The organism is Ruegeria sp. AL7, assembly GCF_056536105.1.
Map to the genome: position 1 here is coordinate 3,041,179 of NZ_JBQFJF010000001.1, position 14,660 is coordinate 3,055,838.

The window sequence follows — 14,660 nt, forward strand, 5'->3', positions numbered from 1 at the left end:
ACCTTCAAAACAGACACAGCAGGATCGGAGCACGGTTCATGTCCATCCCTCAGTCCGGCGGCGGTCCGATCGAACGCCATGAACAACTGGCCGAATATCTGGAATCGGGTTGCAAACCCAAGCAAGATTGGCGCATCGGCACCGAGCATGAGAAATTCGGCTATTGCAAGGACACGCTGAAACCTCTGCCTTTTGAAGGAAAGCGATCCATTGTCGCCGTGTTGGAGGGGTTGCGGGATCGCCACGGCTGGGGAGAGGTCCGTGAATCCGGTCATCTGATCGGTCTTGAAAAGGACGGCGCAAATGTCAGCCTTGAACCGGGTGGCGCGCTGGAGCTGTCGGGTGCCCCTCTGGAGACGATCCATGAAACCTGCGATGAGGTGAACACTCACCTGCGCGAGGTGAAGGATATCGCCGATGAGATCGGTGTGGGATTCATCGGTCTGGGCGCGGCGCCGATCTGGACGCATGACCAGATGCCGCTGATGCCCAAGGGGCGGTATCGGCTGATGAACGATTATATGGAAAAAGTCGGCACCATGGGCCGCGCCATGATGCGGCGGACGTGTACCGTTCAGGTTAATATCGACTTCGGGTCCGAAGCCGACATGGTACAGAAACTGCGCGTGGCGCTGGCATTGCAGCCGGTAGCGACGGCGCTGTTTGCCAATTCTCCGTTCTTCGAAGGTAAAGTGAACGGTCAGAAAAGCTGGCGCAGCCATATCTGGCGACATCTGGACGATGCGCGCACGGGCATGTTGCCCTTCGTGTTCGAGGATGGCTTTGGATTCGAACGCTATGTCCAATACGCGCTCGATGTGCCGATGTATTTCGTCTACCGCGACGGGCAGTACATTAATGCGCTGGGCATGTCGTTCCGAGATTTCCTCAAGGGTGAGTTGCCTGCATTGCCGGGTGAAACGCCGACCCTGTCGGATTGGGCCGATCACCTGACAACGGCCTTTCCCGAAGCGCGGATCAAGAAGTTCATGGAGATGCGCGGCGCGGATGGTGGCCCTTGGCGACGGCTTTGCGCCTTGCCCGCCTTCTGGGTCGGGCTGACCTATGACCAAACCGCGCTGGATGCGGCGTGGGATCTGGTCAAAGGCTGGGATGCTGAAACGCGCGAGGCGCTGCGTGTTGCGGCGGCCAAAGACGGGCTTCAAGCGCAGGTTGGCAACGTCAACATGCATGATCTGGCGCGTGAAGTTGTGGCAATCTCCGAGGCGGGCCTGAAAGCCCGTGCGCGCCCTGGTGCTGGTGGTTTGGTCCCGGATGAGACGCATTTCCTGAACGCGTTGAAGGAAAGCATCGACACCGGCAAGGTTCCGGCAGATGAGTTGCTGGAACACTACAATGGCGACTGGAATGGCGACCTGACCCGGATTTATCCCGAATACAGCTATTGATGCGCACCGTCCCGCTTGCATTCGCGGGGCGGGGCCGATAGCAGGTTCTCGACCAAATTCAGAGGGCCGTCATGGACGATCTTAAGGCAAAGTATCTGGGCCAAATCGCCGAAGCAGGCGACGAAAACGCGCTTGAGGCGATCCGCGTCGCGGCTGTTGGCAAAAAAGGCGAGGTCGCGCTGAAGATGCGCGAGCTGGGCAAGATGACGCCCGAGGAACGTCAGGTCGCAGGCCCGGCGCTGAATGCCCTGAAGGATGAGATTAACTCGGCGCTGTCCGCCAAGAAAGCCGCGCTGGCCGATGTTGCACTGGATGAGCGCCTGCGGACCGAATGGCTGGACGTCACCCTGCCGACCCGCCCGCGCCGTCAGGGGTCAATCCACCCGATCAGCCAGGCGACCGAGGAACTGACCGCGATCTTTGCTGAACTGGGCTTCTCGGTGGCCGAAGGGCCGCGTGTTGAAGACGACTGGTACAATTTCGACGCGCTGAACATCCCCGGTCACCACCCCGCACGGGCCGAGATGGACACGTTCTATATGCACCGCGCCGAGGGTGATGACCGCCCGCCGCATGTGCTGCGCACCCATACCTCGCCTGTCCAGATTCGCTCGATGGAGAAACAGGGTGCACCGATCCGCGTAATCTGTCCGGGCGGCGTGTACCGCGCCGATTACGACCAGACCCACACGCCGATGTTCCATCAGGTCGAGGGGCTGGCCATCGACAAGGACATCTCGATGGCGAACCTGAAATGGGTTCTGGAAGAGTTCGTGAAAGCATTCTTCGAGGTCGATGATGTCGAACTGCGCTTCCGCGCCTCGCACTTCCCCTTCACCGAGCCGTCGGCCGAGGTCGATATCCGCTGTTCGTGGGATAACGGCCAGCTGAAGATCGGCGAGGGCGACGACTGGATGGAGATTCTGGGTTCCGGCATGGTTCACCCCAAGGTGATCGCCGCTGGAGGGATCGACCCCGAGGTCTATCAGGGTTTTGCGTTCGGGATTGGCATCGACCGTCTGGCGATGCTGAAATACGGCATTCCGGATTTGCGGGCGTTCTTTGATAGCGACCTGCGCTGGCTGCGCCACTACGGGTTTGCAGCGCTGGATATGCCAAACCTGCATGGTGGTTTGTCGCGGTAGAGAGCACATCGGACGACTGGCTGACCGCATATAAGGATTGGTGGAAGCAAAAGGCTTCTAGGCATCCACTGCTTTGGTGTTTGTGTTTGTTCCTCGCGATGTTTGTGACGCCAACTTTTGTGCTGTGGGTTTGGAAAAGCCAGCCGGTTGCAGTTCTGATTGCTTTTGTTGCATCGGCACTTCTGTTCTTGCCCGGAATTCTAATTGCTGGTTTCGAGTTTTTGCGGCCTGCTGTGTTTCAGATGCGCGATAGAATTCAGAGAGAAAAAACTCAGGACCTCATTTACAAACGCAATTGCGGGTTTTGGAAGTGGTGGTGAGCAGTTGGTTTGGCTGCTAAGCGCGGCTTGATGCTTTGACCTGACGTAGGGCGGGCTTCAGCCCGCCATGTGCGATGGGTGGGTGCCGAGCTGAAGCCCGGCCTACGTTCGGACCACACCGATATGTTAAGTGACAGGGCGGAATGCCTCGTTAGGGTCGGGCGCATGATCTGTCGATTGCTCTGCCTTCTTCTGCTGATGACCGGGCCCGCCTTTGCCATGGGGCCCTGGAAAACCGAATGCCACGGCGATATTGTCTGTGATCTCGGTGACCGCTCGTATCACGTTTTAGAACCTGATGGCTGGGATGGTGAAACACCTCTGCCGGTGCTGCTGCATTTCCATGGCTGGTCCCGGCAGGGGACCGTGGTGGTGAACCACGAACGGATTGCCGGGGCCACGAAACGTCGGGGTGTGCTGCTGGTGGCCCCGAACGGTCTGGGCAAAAGCTGGGATTTCTGGTCCGCAAGCTCGGATGATGTGCCTTTTGCCGACCGGGTGCTTGAGGATGTCGCCCGGCGCTATCCGATCGACGCGACCCGCATCTATGTATCAGGCTATTCCTTTGGAAGTGCGATGGCGTGGCGCTTTGTCTGCGAAACCGGCGATGATATCGCAGCACTGCTGGGTGTGGCCGGAACACTCCGCCAGACCGAGACCTGCCCGCAAGCCCCGCAAGAGGTGCGGCATGTCCATGGGACAGATGACACGGTGATGGATTTCCCGTTTGGTCCGGGTGGCGATACAACGTATCCGGTGGCGCTGTGGCGTGAGAAATACGGCTGCGATGCAGCCACCCCGCGGGGTGATTGGAGTGTGGAACCGTTCCTGACCCTTAGCCGAGTGGAATGGACCGATTGCACGCAGGGGCAGGTGATGCTGGACACGCATCCCGGTGGACATTTCATCCCCCATGGCTGGATCGGATGGCAGCTGGATGAGCTTTTGGGCCGCACCCCCACGTATCCGTGACGCGCAGAGCTTGCACCCCGGCGCATTCTTTGCCATTGCCTGTGCCGACTGGATGTTTGCCAAAAAAGGCCCCGTGCAATGAAATTCACTCTGTCCTGGCTGAAAGACCACCTCGACACTGATGCTTCGGTTGATGAAATCGCCGAGGCGCTGACCGATCTCGGGCTTGAGGTCGAAGAGATCGTGAACCCGGCCGAACGGCTGGCAGGTTTTACACTGGGCTATGTGAAACACGCCGAAAAACACCCCGACGCAGACAAGCTGCGCGTTTGCAAGGTCGATACGGACGAGGGCGAGCTACAGATCATCTGCGGTGCGCCCAATGCGCGTGAAGGGATCACCGTCGTGGTCTGCAAACCGGGCATGTACATCCCTGGCCTGGACCTGACCATCAGCGTCGGCAAGATCCGCGGTATCGAGAGCTTTGGCATGATGGCGTCCGAGCGTGAGCTGGAGCTGTCGGATGAACATGACGGCATCATCGAACTGCCCTCGGGCGAAGTGGGTGATACATTCGTGGACTGGCTTGCAGAAAACGACCCATCCAAAGTCGACCCGATGATCGAAATCGCGATCACTCCGAACCGTCCGGATGCGCTGGGGGTTGAAGGGATTGCGCGCGATCTGGCCGCGCGTGGAATTGGCACGTTGAAGCAGCGTGATTATACGCCTGTTCCGGGTGATTTCGAGTGTCCGATCAAGGTGTCAATCGAAGAAGACACGCTGGACGGAGCGCCGCATTTCACCGGTCGTCTGATCCGTGGCGTGAAGAATGGCCCCAGCCCGCAATGGCTGCAGGATCAGTTGAAGGCCATAGGTCTGCGTCCGATCTCGGCGCTGGTGGATATCACCAATTACATGACCTACGATCACAACCGCCCGTTGCACGTGTTCGACGCCGACAAGGTGCAGGGCAACCTGCGGGTGCACCGCGCCAAAGGCGGAGAGACGCTGGTCGCGCTGGATGAAAAAGAATACACGCTGCAACCCGGAATGTTGGTGATTTCGGATGACAAAGGCCCGGAATCGATTGCGGGCATCATGGGCGGTGAGGAAACCGGATGTACCGAGGAAACGGTAAACGTTTTCCTCGAAAGCGCGTTCTGGGATCATGTGCAAATCGCGCTCACAGGCCGTGCGCTCAAGATCAATTCCGACGCGCGCTATCGGTTCGAGCGCGGTGTTGACCCGGAATACACCCGCGAGGGGCTGGAACACGCGACCCAGATGATTCTGGATATCTGCGGCGGAGAAGCCTCCAACGTGGTTGAGGCTGGCAAAGCGCCGAACCATGCGCGCGCCTACAAGCTGAATGCGGAAAGGGTGCAGTCTCTGGTCGGGATGGATATTCCCGAAAGCGAACAGCGACAGACCCTGACCCGTCTGGGCTTTCGTCTGGAAGGCGAGATGGCCCATGTCCCCAGCTGGCGCCCGGATATCCTGGGCGAGGCTGATCTGGTGGAAGAGGTCGCGCGGATTGCTTCCTTGACCAAGCTGCAAGGCCGGCCGTTGCCGCGCGTGACCGAGGGGATACCGAAACCGGTGATGACCCCGGCGCAGCGCCGTCAGTCCATGGCGCGCCGTACCTGCGCGGCGCTGGGTTATAACGAATGCGTCAGTTATACGTTCATTGATCAGGCTTCGGCGGCTTTGTTCGGTGGTGGCGATACTACGACCATGCTGGAAAACCCGATCTCATCCGAGATGAGCCATATGCGCCCCGATCTGCTGCCCGGCCTGTTGCAGGCTGCCGCCCGCAATCAGGCGCGCGGATTCGCGGACGTCGCCCTGTTCGAGGTCGGTCCGGTCTTTCACAATGGCGAGCCGGGTGATCAGAAAACCCAGATCACCGGCCTGCTGGTAGGACGTTCTGGCCCCAAGGATGTGCACGGTGCTGCGCGCCCAGTGGACGTGTTCGACGCCAAGGCAGACGTCGAGGCTGTTCTGGCCGCCATTGGCGCGCCCGAAAAGGTTCAGATTCTGCGCGACGGCGATCCATGGTGGCATCCGGGTCGTCATGGCAAAATCTGTCTGGGCCCGAAAAAAGTACTGGGTGTCTTCGGAGAGCTGCACCCACGCATTTTGCAGGCCATGGACATAAAAGGTCCGGCAATGGCATTCACCATCTGGCCGGACGAAGTGCCTTTGCCCCGCAAATCCGGTGCCACCCGCGCTGCGCTGGAACTGCGCGACTTGCAGGCGGTCGAGCGTGATTTTGCTTTTGTCGTCGATGCCGATGTCGAAGCGCTGACGCTGGTAAACGCAGCCGCAGGCGCTGACAAGGCACTGATTGAGGGCGTGCGTGTCTTTGACGAATTCATCGGCGGCAGCCTTGGCGAAGGCAAAAAGTCCCTTGCCATTACAGTGCGCCTGCAACCGACCGAGGCGACTCTGAAGGAAAAAGACATCGAAGCTGTGGCCGAGAAGATCATTGCCAAGGTTGCCAAGGCGACGGGTGGGGTCCTTCGCGGTTAGAGCTCTGAGGCTCCAATGGAAAGCGCGCCTTCGGGCGCGTTTTTTATTTGGACAGGAACTTGGTCAGTAAGTCATAGACCAGCCGGATGCGGCGGCTGGTGTGCAACTCGCGATGCGTGGTCAACCAGATCGGAAATGTGATAGCCTCCATCCCGGGGCACACACGCTCCATACCTGGTGCCGCATCACCGACGGTCTGCGACATGGGCGCTATGCCAAAGCCTTGTTTGGCGTATTCCCAAGCCACTATTCCGTTCTGAGACCCAAGCCGGAAATTCTCGTTGGTCAGGTGAATGCCAAGCGGCTTCAGATAGGCGATCATCTGATTGTTGTCGCCAAAGCTGATGAACTCATGCCGTGAAAGGTCCTGCTTTGATTTCGGGCGTCCCGCACGGTTGAGATACTCTGTGGTTGCATAGAAATGCCCCGACGCCTCCTGTACCAGCTTCGCGATTAGGTCGGGTTGATCAGGACGGACATGGCGGATCGCGATATCTGCCTCGCGCCGCATAAGATCCTGAATATCGTTTGAGGCAATCACGTCAATCCGCAGGCGCGGGGCTTGCGCCCGGATTTCGCGCAGCAGGTCGGGCAAGACATAGGCCGACATCACGTCACTGGCGGTGATGCGAACCCGGCCTTCAATGGATTGTGCCTGTCCGGACGCCGTCAGCGCGATGCGGTTGGCGGCGTCCCCCATTTTGCGAGTATGATCCAGCAGCTCCAATCCGGCCTGAGTGATCTCAAGAGTTCTGCCAGCCCGTTCAAACAGCATCACGCCCAAGTCCTGTTCAAGCGCCGCTATCTGACGACTCAGCGTAGGCTGGGTTTGCCGTAGCTGCCGTGCCGCTGCGGAAAATGACCCGGTTTCAGCCGTCGCCAGAAAGGACCGGATGTGGTTCCAATCAAAATCGCCAAACTCATTCATACAAAAATGTATAGTAAACCTGCAAATTTCGGCAATTTATATTCGGTCTGCGCATGAATAAATTCTCGCCGAAAGGAGACTCCTCAATGACCACCACTGCGAAATTCTGGGATGGAGTGGCCGAGAAATATGCCCGCTCGCCCATCAAAGACATGGCTTCGTACGAGCACACGCTGGAACGGACAGCGTCTTACCTGAAGAAATCCGATGATGTTCTGGAACTTGGGTGCGGCACAGGCATGACTGCTCTGAAGCTGTCCGGATATGTAGGATCTATCACTGCAACCGACGTGTCCCCCGGTATGTTGGCCGTTGGACGTCGAAACGCCGCTTCGCAAAGCATCGAAAACGTCACCTTTGCCGAGGCTGATGCAAATCGACCGCCTGAGGGTTCATTTGATGCGGCGCTGGCATTCAACCTTTTGCATCTGGTCGAAGATCTGGATCTGACTTTGAGCCAAATACATTCGGTCCTTAAACCCGGCGGACTGTTTATTTCGAAAACTTTTTGCCGGCCGTCCAGCGCGGCGAGCCTGAAGTATTACGCTATTCGTCTCGCGCTTCCGATCATGCAGTTCTTTGGTAAGGCTCCGTTTGTGCAATTCCTGTCTGAGGCGGATCTTGATGCGGCCCTTGAACGCGCCGGGTTCAGCATCATCGAGAGCGACAGTTTCCCAATACGTGACGCCCGCCGATTCCTAGTGGCTCGTAAAATGTAAGGTTTTTCCGAAATCCGCGTTGGGCTTTGGGTGTGGAACCCTTAAATTGGGCGGGAACAACATCGGAGTTTGCCATGGGCCTGAACGTTTATCTTTCCGGAGAAATCCACACCGACTGGCGTGAACAGATCATCGATGGAGCGCAAGGGTTGGACGTGACCTTCAACAGCCCCGTTACCGATCACACGGCCAGTGATGATTGTGGTGTGGCCATTCTGGGGGCCGAGCCGAACAAGTATTGGCACGACCACAAGGGAGCGATGGTCAATGCGATCCGAACACGCAAGGGGATTGCGGATGCGGATGTTGTCGTCGTCAGGTTTGGTGACAAGTACAAACAGTGGAACGCTGCCTTTGACGCGGGTTACGCTGCAGCACTGGGCAAGTCTATCATCGTTCTGCACGGCCCGGATCACCAGCACGCGCTGAAAGAAGTTGATGCCGCCGCACTGGCCGTGGCGGAAGAACCCGCTCAGGTGGTCGAAATTCTGCGTTACGTGCTGACAGGCGCTCTGCCCGGCTGATCGATAAAAGGGGCGCCGGTTTGGCGCCCCCTTTCTTTCAACTGTTATCAGTCTCGTGCCGGTATGGCTTTGCCGCGCTGAACCGCTGGGCGTTGGAAGAAACGATCAACGTAAGCGACGACATTGGAATAGCCGTCCCAATCAACCACATCCTTCGCGCCATAGAAATCCAGTGCATTCAGCCACGGGGCAAGCGCGATATCCGCGATGGAATATTCGCCCGCGATCCAGTCTTGTCCTTCCAGTTGCGTATTCACCACGTTCAGCAGGCGCTTGGCTTCGTTGATGTAACGCTCGCGCGGGCGCGGATCTTCTATCGCGCTGCCAGCGAATTTGTAGAAAAACCCGAGCTGGCCAAACATTGGCCCGATGCCGCCCATCTGAAACATCAGCCATTGGGTGATCCGGTGCTTGTCTGCTGCGGTTTGGCCAAGGAACTTGCCCGTTTTCTCGGCCAGATACAGCAGGATTGCACCGCTTTCGAACAGGGCCAGCGGTGCACCGTCGGGTCCGTTGGGGTCGATTATCGCCGGGATCTTGTTGTTCGGGTTCAGCGACAGGAACTCGGGACTTTTGACATCCGAGTCTGCCAGGGTCACCAGATGCGCCTCATAGGGCAGGCCGGTTTCCTCAAGCATGATCGAGGCTTTGACGCCGTTTGGCGTTGGATAGGAGTAGAGTTGAAGGACCTTGGGATCTTTTGCAGGCCATCTGTCGGTTACGAAAAAAGGCGCAAGTTGAGACATGGTAACTCCTGAGAAATGCCATTTGGGGAAAAATAGGGTGGCTTTCCCCTAAAAAACATACCCTTATTCATGCGTTTAACGCACAATTCCTATGCGCTCATGCGTGAACAGAAGCGTGGTCTTAGAAAACAAGAGGGATGCTATGCTGGAAGAATTCAAGACATTCATTGCCAAGGGCAATGTCATGGACATGGCGGTTGGTATCATTATCGGTGCCGCGTTTACCGCAATTGTTACCTCGTTGGTGGGCGATCTGATCAATCCGCTTATTGGATTGTTCACAGGGGGTATCGACTTTACGAACAATTACGCCGTTCTTGCAGGCGACGTGGCCGAAGGTGCCAGCCTTGAAGCGGCACGTGAAGCAGGCGCATCCGTCTTTGCCTATGGTGCCTTTATTATGGCGATCATCAATTTCCTGATCATCGCCTGGGTCGTCTTCATGTTGGTAAAAATGGTGAACAAGGTCAAAGACGCTGCCGAAGCAGAGGAAGAAGCGGTTGAAGAGGCACCCGCAGGTCCCAGCGAACTGGACATCCTGATGGAAATCCGGGACGCTTTGAAGAAGTAGATCTGTCGTTTCGTTGCGACATCGGGCTCCGCACCAATCGCGGAGCCTGTTTTATTAGAATTGACGAACAGAAAACACGAGGAAATTCGAGATGGAACAAACCGCCGACTTGGCTGAGCAGGCGATTGGTATGGCCAATCAATACTTGCCCATTGCCTTGAATGCAGCGAAGGCTCTGATCGTTCTTGTTCTGGGTTGGATCGCCGCCCGAATGATCGCGGGTGTTGTACGCCGCCGGATCAACAGAACGCCGCAGATCGACCCGACACTCGGAAATTTTGCCGCCAGTGTGATCAAGTGGGCAATTCTGGCCATAGTTCTGGTCGCAGTTCTGGGGATCTTCGGGATAGAAGCCACCAGTATCGTCGCCATTCTGGGCGCTGCGTCACTGGCTGTTGGGTTGGCACTTCAGGGTACACTGAGTGATCTTGCGGCCGGTGTGATGTTGGTGGTTTTCCGACCCTACAAGCTTGGACAGTATGTGGATATCGGTGGCACGGCAGGAACCGTTATGGATCTGAGCCTGTTCACGACCGAGCTTGTGACTCCCGACAACGTGCAGATCATTGTTCCAAACGGTCAGGCATGGGGGTCGATCATAACCAATTATTCAGCCCACGACACACGTCGTGTCGATCTGGTGTTTGGAATTGATTACGGGGACAGCGCAGATACCGCCATGCAGATCATTCTGGATGTGGCCAAGGCCGACCAGCGCATTCACAGCGATCCTGAACCCTGGGTGCGGGTCACGAATCTGGGCGACAGCTCAGTCGATCTGACTGCGCGGCTATGGTGTGCGGCAGCCGATTACTGGGACGTCAAGTTCGAGCTTACGAAGGCGGTTAAAGAGGCGTTTGACGCCAAAGGTGTTTCGATTCCGTATCCGCATTCGGTCGAAATTCAAAAACAGGGGTGACAGCTGGCGCTCATTGTGTGGGCGAGCATTCATCCCTTCCGCGTGTTGAAAAGGGCACCGCGCAGAAACGCGGTGCCCTTTTTTGTGAAAGCCGTCGGTTCGATACCGACCGCGCCATCTTGAAAATTGCCATCAACAGGCAACTTCAGGAGTGGAGGTACTTACGATTTGACCACCACATTTGGCGAAACAACATCGATGCCAAGGGCCTTGCCAACGGCATAGTATGTCAGTTTGCCAGCATGAACGTTCAGACCTTCCATCAGGTGCGGATCGTCCTGACATGCCTGTTTCCATCCTTTGTCGGCCAACGACAACATGAACGGCATTGTGGCATTGCCCAGTGCGATGGTCGAAGTGCGCGCGACAGCACCCGGCATGTTGGCAACGCAGTAATGCATGATGCCATCGACATCGTAGATGGGGTCGGCATGGGTGGTGGCTTTTGACGTCTCAAAGCAACCGCCTTGGTCGATGGCGACATCCACCAGTACTGCGCCGGGTTTCATCGTCGACAGCTGAGCACGCGACACCAGTTTTGGTGCGGCTGCGCCGGGGATCAGAACAGCACCGATGACCATATCGGCGTCCTGGATCAGTTCAGCGGTCGCACCTGCTGTCGAATACTGGTTCTTGAAAGTTCCGCCAAAGACATCGTCCAAGTAGCGCAGACGCGGCAGCGACCGATCCAGAACGGTGACATCAGCCCCCATTCCGGCGGCAATCTTGGCCGCGTGTGTCCCTACGACACCGCCGCCAATCACAACCACTTTGGCCGGGCCGACGCCGGGAACGCCACCCATCAGAACCCCACGGCCGCCATTGGCCTTCTGCAGGGTCCAGGATCCGACCTGAGGGGCCAGACGACCCGCGACCTCGGACATAGGTGCCAGCAGCGGCAGACCGCCGTTGGCATCCGTTACGGTCTCATAGGCGATTGCGGTACAGCCCGACTCCAGCAGGTCATGCGTCTGATCCGGGTCCGGAGCCAGGTGCAGATAGGTGAACAGCAACTGTCCTTCACGCAGCATCTTGCGTTCCACAGCCTGCGGTTCCTTGACCTTGACGATCATGTCAGCGGTGGCAAACACCTCTTCCGCGGTGTCAATAATTTGCGCACCAGCGGCGACATAGGCGTCGTTGTCGAAACCTGCGCCGATGCCTGCACCGGATTCGATCAGGACTTGGTGTCCGCGTGCGACCGCTTCCTGAGCGGCATTGGGCGTCATCCCGACGCGAAATTCCTGAGGTTTGATTTCCTTGGGGCAACCGATTTTCATTGGGCTCTCCGTTCACAAGCTGCTTAAATTATGTGCATTTTGCCGCGCAATTTCTGTGAAAGAAAACGTGCCAACGGACTTTTCTTTGGAAGAATTTCCCGTACTATCCGGAAAACTCGCAAAGGAATTGCAGGAATGAGCCTAGACACGACTGATCGAAAGATTCTGGCCGCACTTCAGAAGAATGGCCGGATGTCGAATTCGGAACTGTCTGAACAGGTCAACCTGTCTCCGTCTGCGTGCCACCGCCGCGTTCAACGGTTGGAGGTTGACGGCTATATCCGCAACTACGTGGCTCTGCTGGATGCGCGGAAAATGAACGTGCCTACCACCGTCTTTGTCGAGATCACGCTACAAGGCCAGGCCGAAGAGGTTCTGGATGTGTTCGAAAAGGCGGTGGCCCGAATACCAGATGTGCTGGAGTGCCATCTGATGGCCGGAACCGCAGACTACATTCTGAAGGTCGTGGCGGAAAACACAGAAGATTTCGCGCGTATCCACCGGCAATACTTGTCGCGCTTGCCTGGGGTGGCGCAGATGCAAAGTTCATTTGCGCTGCGTACCGTGTTCAAGACCACGGCCTTGCCGGTCTGACCGTCATAACGGGCCGGGATAGGTGAACAGCAGCAGGTGGGTCAGATTGAACCCGAAATGCATCGCAACAGGCACCCAAAGCCGACCGGTTGCAAAATATCCCAACCCGCACCCCAGCCCGAGAAGGGATGCGAATACCACAAGCGCGGGTCCTCCGCCGATATGCGCCAATCCAAAGAGCAGGCTGGCAGCGACCAGACCGCCTGTTGCCCCAAGGCGCAAGGTAATGGCCGACTGCAAGTAGCCGCGAAAGAACGCCTCTTCCGTAAGACAAGTCAGAAACAGGTTGGACAGGCAAAAAACCAACCACCAATAAGGGGCTGAGAGGTCCACGCGCACCGCGCCCAGCGATAGACCCAGCAGAAACAGGCCGGGTAAAATCAGCAAACCCGTTAGCAAAGGTCTTATTCTGGTCTGGATTGCGCTGTTCAGCATTCCGGGCCAAGCCAGAAGAACGGCAAAGAAGACCATGGGTTTGTCCAAGTTCAGATGCAGTGTGAAGCTTGCGCTGGAGACACTTGCCTGCACCTGATCCAGCAGTTTCAAATTGTTGAATCCTGGCAACAGATGTGCCCCCAATGCCAGGCACCACAGGATCAACAGCGTATGCCCCGCAATAGCCAGCAGACCTGTCTGGCGTGGGAGGAAGAAGGCCACGATCAGACCAAGCGCCACCGCCACGATTGCTGTCGGTGACATCAGCCCGGTAACCGAGGCGACACTGACGAACAGAATCAGCAGGGCAAACGCAAGTCCGGATCGTCGCCCCATCGCCGCGACTTGCGCTGTGATCAAGATCAGCCAGGGCCATGTGACCGGCAATGTCGAAAAGAAATACGTCACGGCGTTCTCGTCTGAATTGTGGACCCAGTCATGCCGCACAAAAACAAGGCAATGCAAGCAACCTGAAAGCGCGCGATTGGCGCCTTGTGTCAATTCTTGTGCTTGTATCCTTTGGGCCAGACGTACACATTCGGGTAAAAGACCATATACCCGTCCAGACCCTGATTTCCGATAGAGACTGCTGCAACGGATCGGCTTCGATTTATCTGATGACATCAGGCGGTTACACAGGCCCGATATGGTTCGAACCCGATGACTGAGAAGGAGCTGATCTTGGCTTACGAGAACGATGGGGGCACCAAGAACTGGCTTGAGGCCGAATTGGAAGACACGCTGGATGAAGATTTCGAAATCGAGTTCAGCGAGCCTATGCTGTCGATGGAAGTCCGCAAAATCTATCGGGACCAGCACCCTGAAATGCTGGATCGCAAAGTCTATTTCCGAAACCTGCTGCGGTTGCAGGCCGAGTTGATCAAGGTGCAGGATTGGGTTCAGCACACTGGCGCCAAGGTTTGTATCCTGTTTGAAGGCCGTGATAGTGCGGGCAAGGGGGGCGTGATCAAACGGATCACGCAGCGCCTGAACCCCCGTGTCGCCCGTGTGGTCGCTCTGCCTGCCCCCAGTCGCCGCGAGCAGAGCCAATGGTACTTTCAACGCTACGTGCCGCATCTGCCTGCGGCTGGTGAAATCGTGTTGTTCGACCGCTCGTGGTACAACAGGGCGGGGGTTGAACGGGTGATGGGCTTTGCGTCCGAGGATCAGGTCGAACAGTTCTTTCAGGACGTTCCCGAATTTGAACGGATGCTGGTGCGGTCAGGGATCATTCTGCTGAAATACTGGTTTTCGATCACGGATGAAGAGCAGCAACTGCGGTTCCTCATGCGTATTCACGACCCGATGAAACAGTGGAAACTGTCACCGATGGATCTTGAATCCCGTATTCGCTGGGAGGCGTATACGAAGGCCAAGGAAGACATGTTGTTCCGAACCAACATACCCGAAGCGCCGTGGTATATCGTTGAGGGCAATGACAAGAAACGCGAACGTCTGAATTGTATTGAGCATCTGTTGACCAGAATCCCCTACGAAGACGTGCCACAGGAAAAGGTCAATTTGCCGGACCGTCGGTACAATCCTGAATACGAGCGGCGGGTTTTGCCAGACGAGCTTTACGTCCCAAAGATTTACTGAGTAACGCATGCGAGGCCGGCAGGG

14 protein-coding genes are annotated in these 14,660 nt (G+C 57.0%); 10 read left to right on the forward strand and 4 right to left on the reverse strand.

The window, feature by feature from the left end; translation table 11 throughout:
• Window positions 1-38: 38 nt before the first annotated feature.
• The 4 genes from ACR3E2_RS15240 to pheT all read left to right on the forward strand — a co-directional run bounded on the left by ACR3E2_RS15240 (window position 39) and on the right by pheT (window position 6,321).
• Window positions 39-1,409, forward strand: a complete 1,371-nt coding sequence (locus tag ACR3E2_RS15240; RefSeq protein ID WP_480483011.1) for a glutamate--cysteine ligase — start codon at window positions 39-41, stop codon at window positions 1,407-1,409.
• Window positions 1,410-1,480: 71 nt separating this feature from the next.
• Window positions 1,481-2,554 carry a phenylalanine--tRNA ligase subunit alpha gene (pheS, locus tag ACR3E2_RS15245; RefSeq protein ID WP_480483013.1) on the forward strand — a complete coding sequence of 358 codons (1,074 nt, stop codon included), beginning with the start codon at window positions 1,481-1,483 and terminating at the stop codon, window positions 2,552-2,554.
• Window positions 2,555-3,039: 485 nt separating this feature from the next.
• Complete coding sequence (locus tag ACR3E2_RS15250) at window positions 3,040-3,846, forward strand: CE1 family esterase (RefSeq protein ID WP_480483015.1); 807 nt, start codon at window positions 3,040-3,042, stop codon at window positions 3,844-3,846.
• Window positions 3,847-3,924: 78 nt separating this feature from the next.
• Window positions 3,925-6,321 carry a phenylalanine--tRNA ligase subunit beta gene (gene pheT, locus ACR3E2_RS15255; RefSeq protein WP_480483017.1) on the forward strand — a complete coding sequence of 799 codons (2,397 nt, stop codon included), beginning with the start codon at window positions 3,925-3,927 and terminating at the stop codon, window positions 6,319-6,321.
• A 43-nt stretch (window positions 6,322-6,364) separates the two neighbouring features.
• Here the strand turns inward: pheT and ACR3E2_RS15260 are convergent, their stop codons facing one another.
• A complete protein-coding gene (locus ACR3E2_RS15260) occupies window positions 6,365-7,249 on the reverse strand; it encodes a LysR family transcriptional regulator (protein WP_480483019.1) in 885 nt (294 codons plus the stop codon).
• Between the two features lie 86 nt (window positions 7,250-7,335).
• Here ACR3E2_RS15260 and ACR3E2_RS15265 point away from each other — a divergent pair, with 86 nt between their 5' ends.
• Window positions 7,336-7,968 (forward strand): methyltransferase domain-containing protein, encoded by a 633-nt coding sequence (locus ACR3E2_RS15265; RefSeq protein WP_480483021.1) that lies wholly within the window; start codon window positions 7,336-7,338, stop codon window positions 7,966-7,968.
• A 74-nt stretch (window positions 7,969-8,042) separates the two neighbouring features.
• Window positions 8,043-8,492 carry a YtoQ family protein gene (locus ACR3E2_RS15270; protein ID WP_480483023.1) on the forward strand — a complete coding sequence of 150 codons (450 nt, stop codon included), beginning with the start codon at window positions 8,043-8,045 and terminating at the stop codon, window positions 8,490-8,492.
• Window positions 8,493-8,539: 47 nt separating this feature from the next.
• On the opposite strand, the gene ACR3E2_RS15275 is transcribed toward ACR3E2_RS15270, so the two are convergent.
• Complete coding sequence (locus ACR3E2_RS15275) at window positions 8,540-9,238, reverse strand: glutathione S-transferase family protein (protein ID WP_480483025.1); 699 nt, start codon at window positions 9,236-9,238, stop codon at window positions 8,540-8,542.
• 142 nt (window positions 9,239-9,380) lie between these two features.
• On the opposite strand from ACR3E2_RS15275, the gene mscL reads away from it, so the two are divergent.
• Window positions 9,381-9,809: a large conductance mechanosensitive channel protein MscL gene (mscL, locus tag ACR3E2_RS15280; RefSeq protein ID WP_480483027.1), complete on the forward strand. Its 429-nt coding sequence runs from the start codon at window positions 9,381-9,383 to the stop codon at window positions 9,807-9,809.
• A gap of 130 nt (window positions 9,810-9,939) precedes the next feature.
• Window positions 9,940-10,728 (forward strand): mechanosensitive ion channel family protein, encoded by a 789-nt coding sequence (locus ACR3E2_RS15285; protein WP_480483360.1) that lies wholly within the window; start codon window positions 9,940-9,942, stop codon window positions 10,726-10,728.
• Between the two features lie 161 nt (window positions 10,729-10,889).
• Here the strand turns inward: ACR3E2_RS15285 and ald are convergent, their stop codons facing one another.
• Window positions 10,890-12,008, reverse strand: coding sequence for an alanine dehydrogenase (gene ald, locus ACR3E2_RS15290; RefSeq protein WP_209506642.1), 1,119 nt, complete (start codon window positions 12,006-12,008; stop codon window positions 10,890-10,892).
• Between the two features lie 135 nt (window positions 12,009-12,143).
• Here ald and ACR3E2_RS15295 point away from each other — a divergent pair, with 135 nt between their 5' ends.
• Entirely contained in the window at window positions 12,144-12,602 is a 459-nt protein-coding gene (locus tag ACR3E2_RS15295; protein WP_209506641.1) for an Lrp/AsnC family transcriptional regulator, read from the forward strand.
• A gap of 3 nt (window positions 12,603-12,605) precedes the next feature.
• On the opposite strand, the gene ACR3E2_RS15300 is transcribed toward ACR3E2_RS15295, so the two are convergent.
• Window positions 12,606-13,445 carry a CPBP family intramembrane glutamic endopeptidase gene (locus tag ACR3E2_RS15300; protein ID WP_480483029.1) on the reverse strand — a complete coding sequence of 280 codons (840 nt, stop codon included), beginning with the start codon at window positions 13,443-13,445 and terminating at the stop codon, window positions 12,606-12,608.
• Between the two features lie 252 nt (window positions 13,446-13,697).
• Between ACR3E2_RS15300 and ppk2 the strand changes: the two genes are divergently transcribed.
• Entirely contained in the window at window positions 13,698-14,636 is a 939-nt protein-coding gene (gene ppk2, locus ACR3E2_RS15305; protein ID WP_267365547.1) for a polyphosphate kinase 2, read from the forward strand.
• Window positions 14,637-14,660 lie beyond the last annotated feature (24 nt).

What these genes read in the sequence shown, in the direction of transcription:
- ACR3E2_RS15285 (WP_480483360.1), top strand. Translation starts at nt 9,940, where the DNA reads ATGGCCAATCAATACTTGCCCATTGCCTTGAATGCAGCGAAGGCTCTG.
- ACR3E2_RS15265 (WP_480483021.1), top strand. Translation starts at nt 7,336, where the DNA reads ATGACCACCACTGCGAAATTCTGGGATGGAGTGGCCGAGAAATATGCC.
- ACR3E2_RS15270 (WP_480483023.1), top strand. Translation starts at nt 8,043, where the DNA reads ATGGGCCTGAACGTTTATCTTTCCGGAGAAATCCACACCGACTGGCGT.
- ACR3E2_RS15295 (WP_209506641.1), top strand. Translation starts at nt 12,144, where the DNA reads ATGAGCCTAGACACGACTGATCGAAAGATTCTGGCCGCACTTCAGAAG.
- ACR3E2_RS15250 (WP_480483015.1), top strand. Translation starts at nt 3,040, where the DNA reads ATGATCTGTCGATTGCTCTGCCTTCTTCTGCTGATGACCGGGCCCGCC.
- ACR3E2_RS15260 (WP_480483019.1), bottom strand. Translation starts at nt 7,249, where the DNA reads ATGAATGAGTTTGGCGATTTTGATTGGAACCACATCCGGTCCTTTCTG.
- pheS (WP_480483013.1), top strand. Translation starts at nt 1,481, where the DNA reads ATGGACGATCTTAAGGCAAAGTATCTGGGCCAAATCGCCGAAGCAGGC.
- mscL (WP_480483027.1), top strand. Translation starts at nt 9,381, where the DNA reads ATGCTGGAAGAATTCAAGACATTCATTGCCAAGGGCAATGTCATGGAC.
- ACR3E2_RS15240 (WP_480483011.1), top strand. Translation starts at nt 39, where the DNA reads ATGTCCATCCCTCAGTCCGGCGGCGGTCCGATCGAACGCCATGAACAA.
- ppk2 (WP_267365547.1), top strand. Translation starts at nt 13,698, where the DNA reads ATGACTGAGAAGGAGCTGATCTTGGCTTACGAGAACGATGGGGGCACC.
- ald (WP_209506642.1), bottom strand. Translation starts at nt 12,008, where the DNA reads ATGAAAATCGGTTGCCCCAAGGAAATCAAACCTCAGGAATTTCGCGTC.
- ACR3E2_RS15275 (WP_480483025.1), bottom strand. Translation starts at nt 9,238, where the DNA reads ATGTCTCAACTTGCGCCTTTTTTCGTAACCGACAGATGGCCTGCAAAA.
- pheT (WP_480483017.1), top strand. Translation starts at nt 3,925, where the DNA reads ATGAAATTCACTCTGTCCTGGCTGAAAGACCACCTCGACACTGATGCT.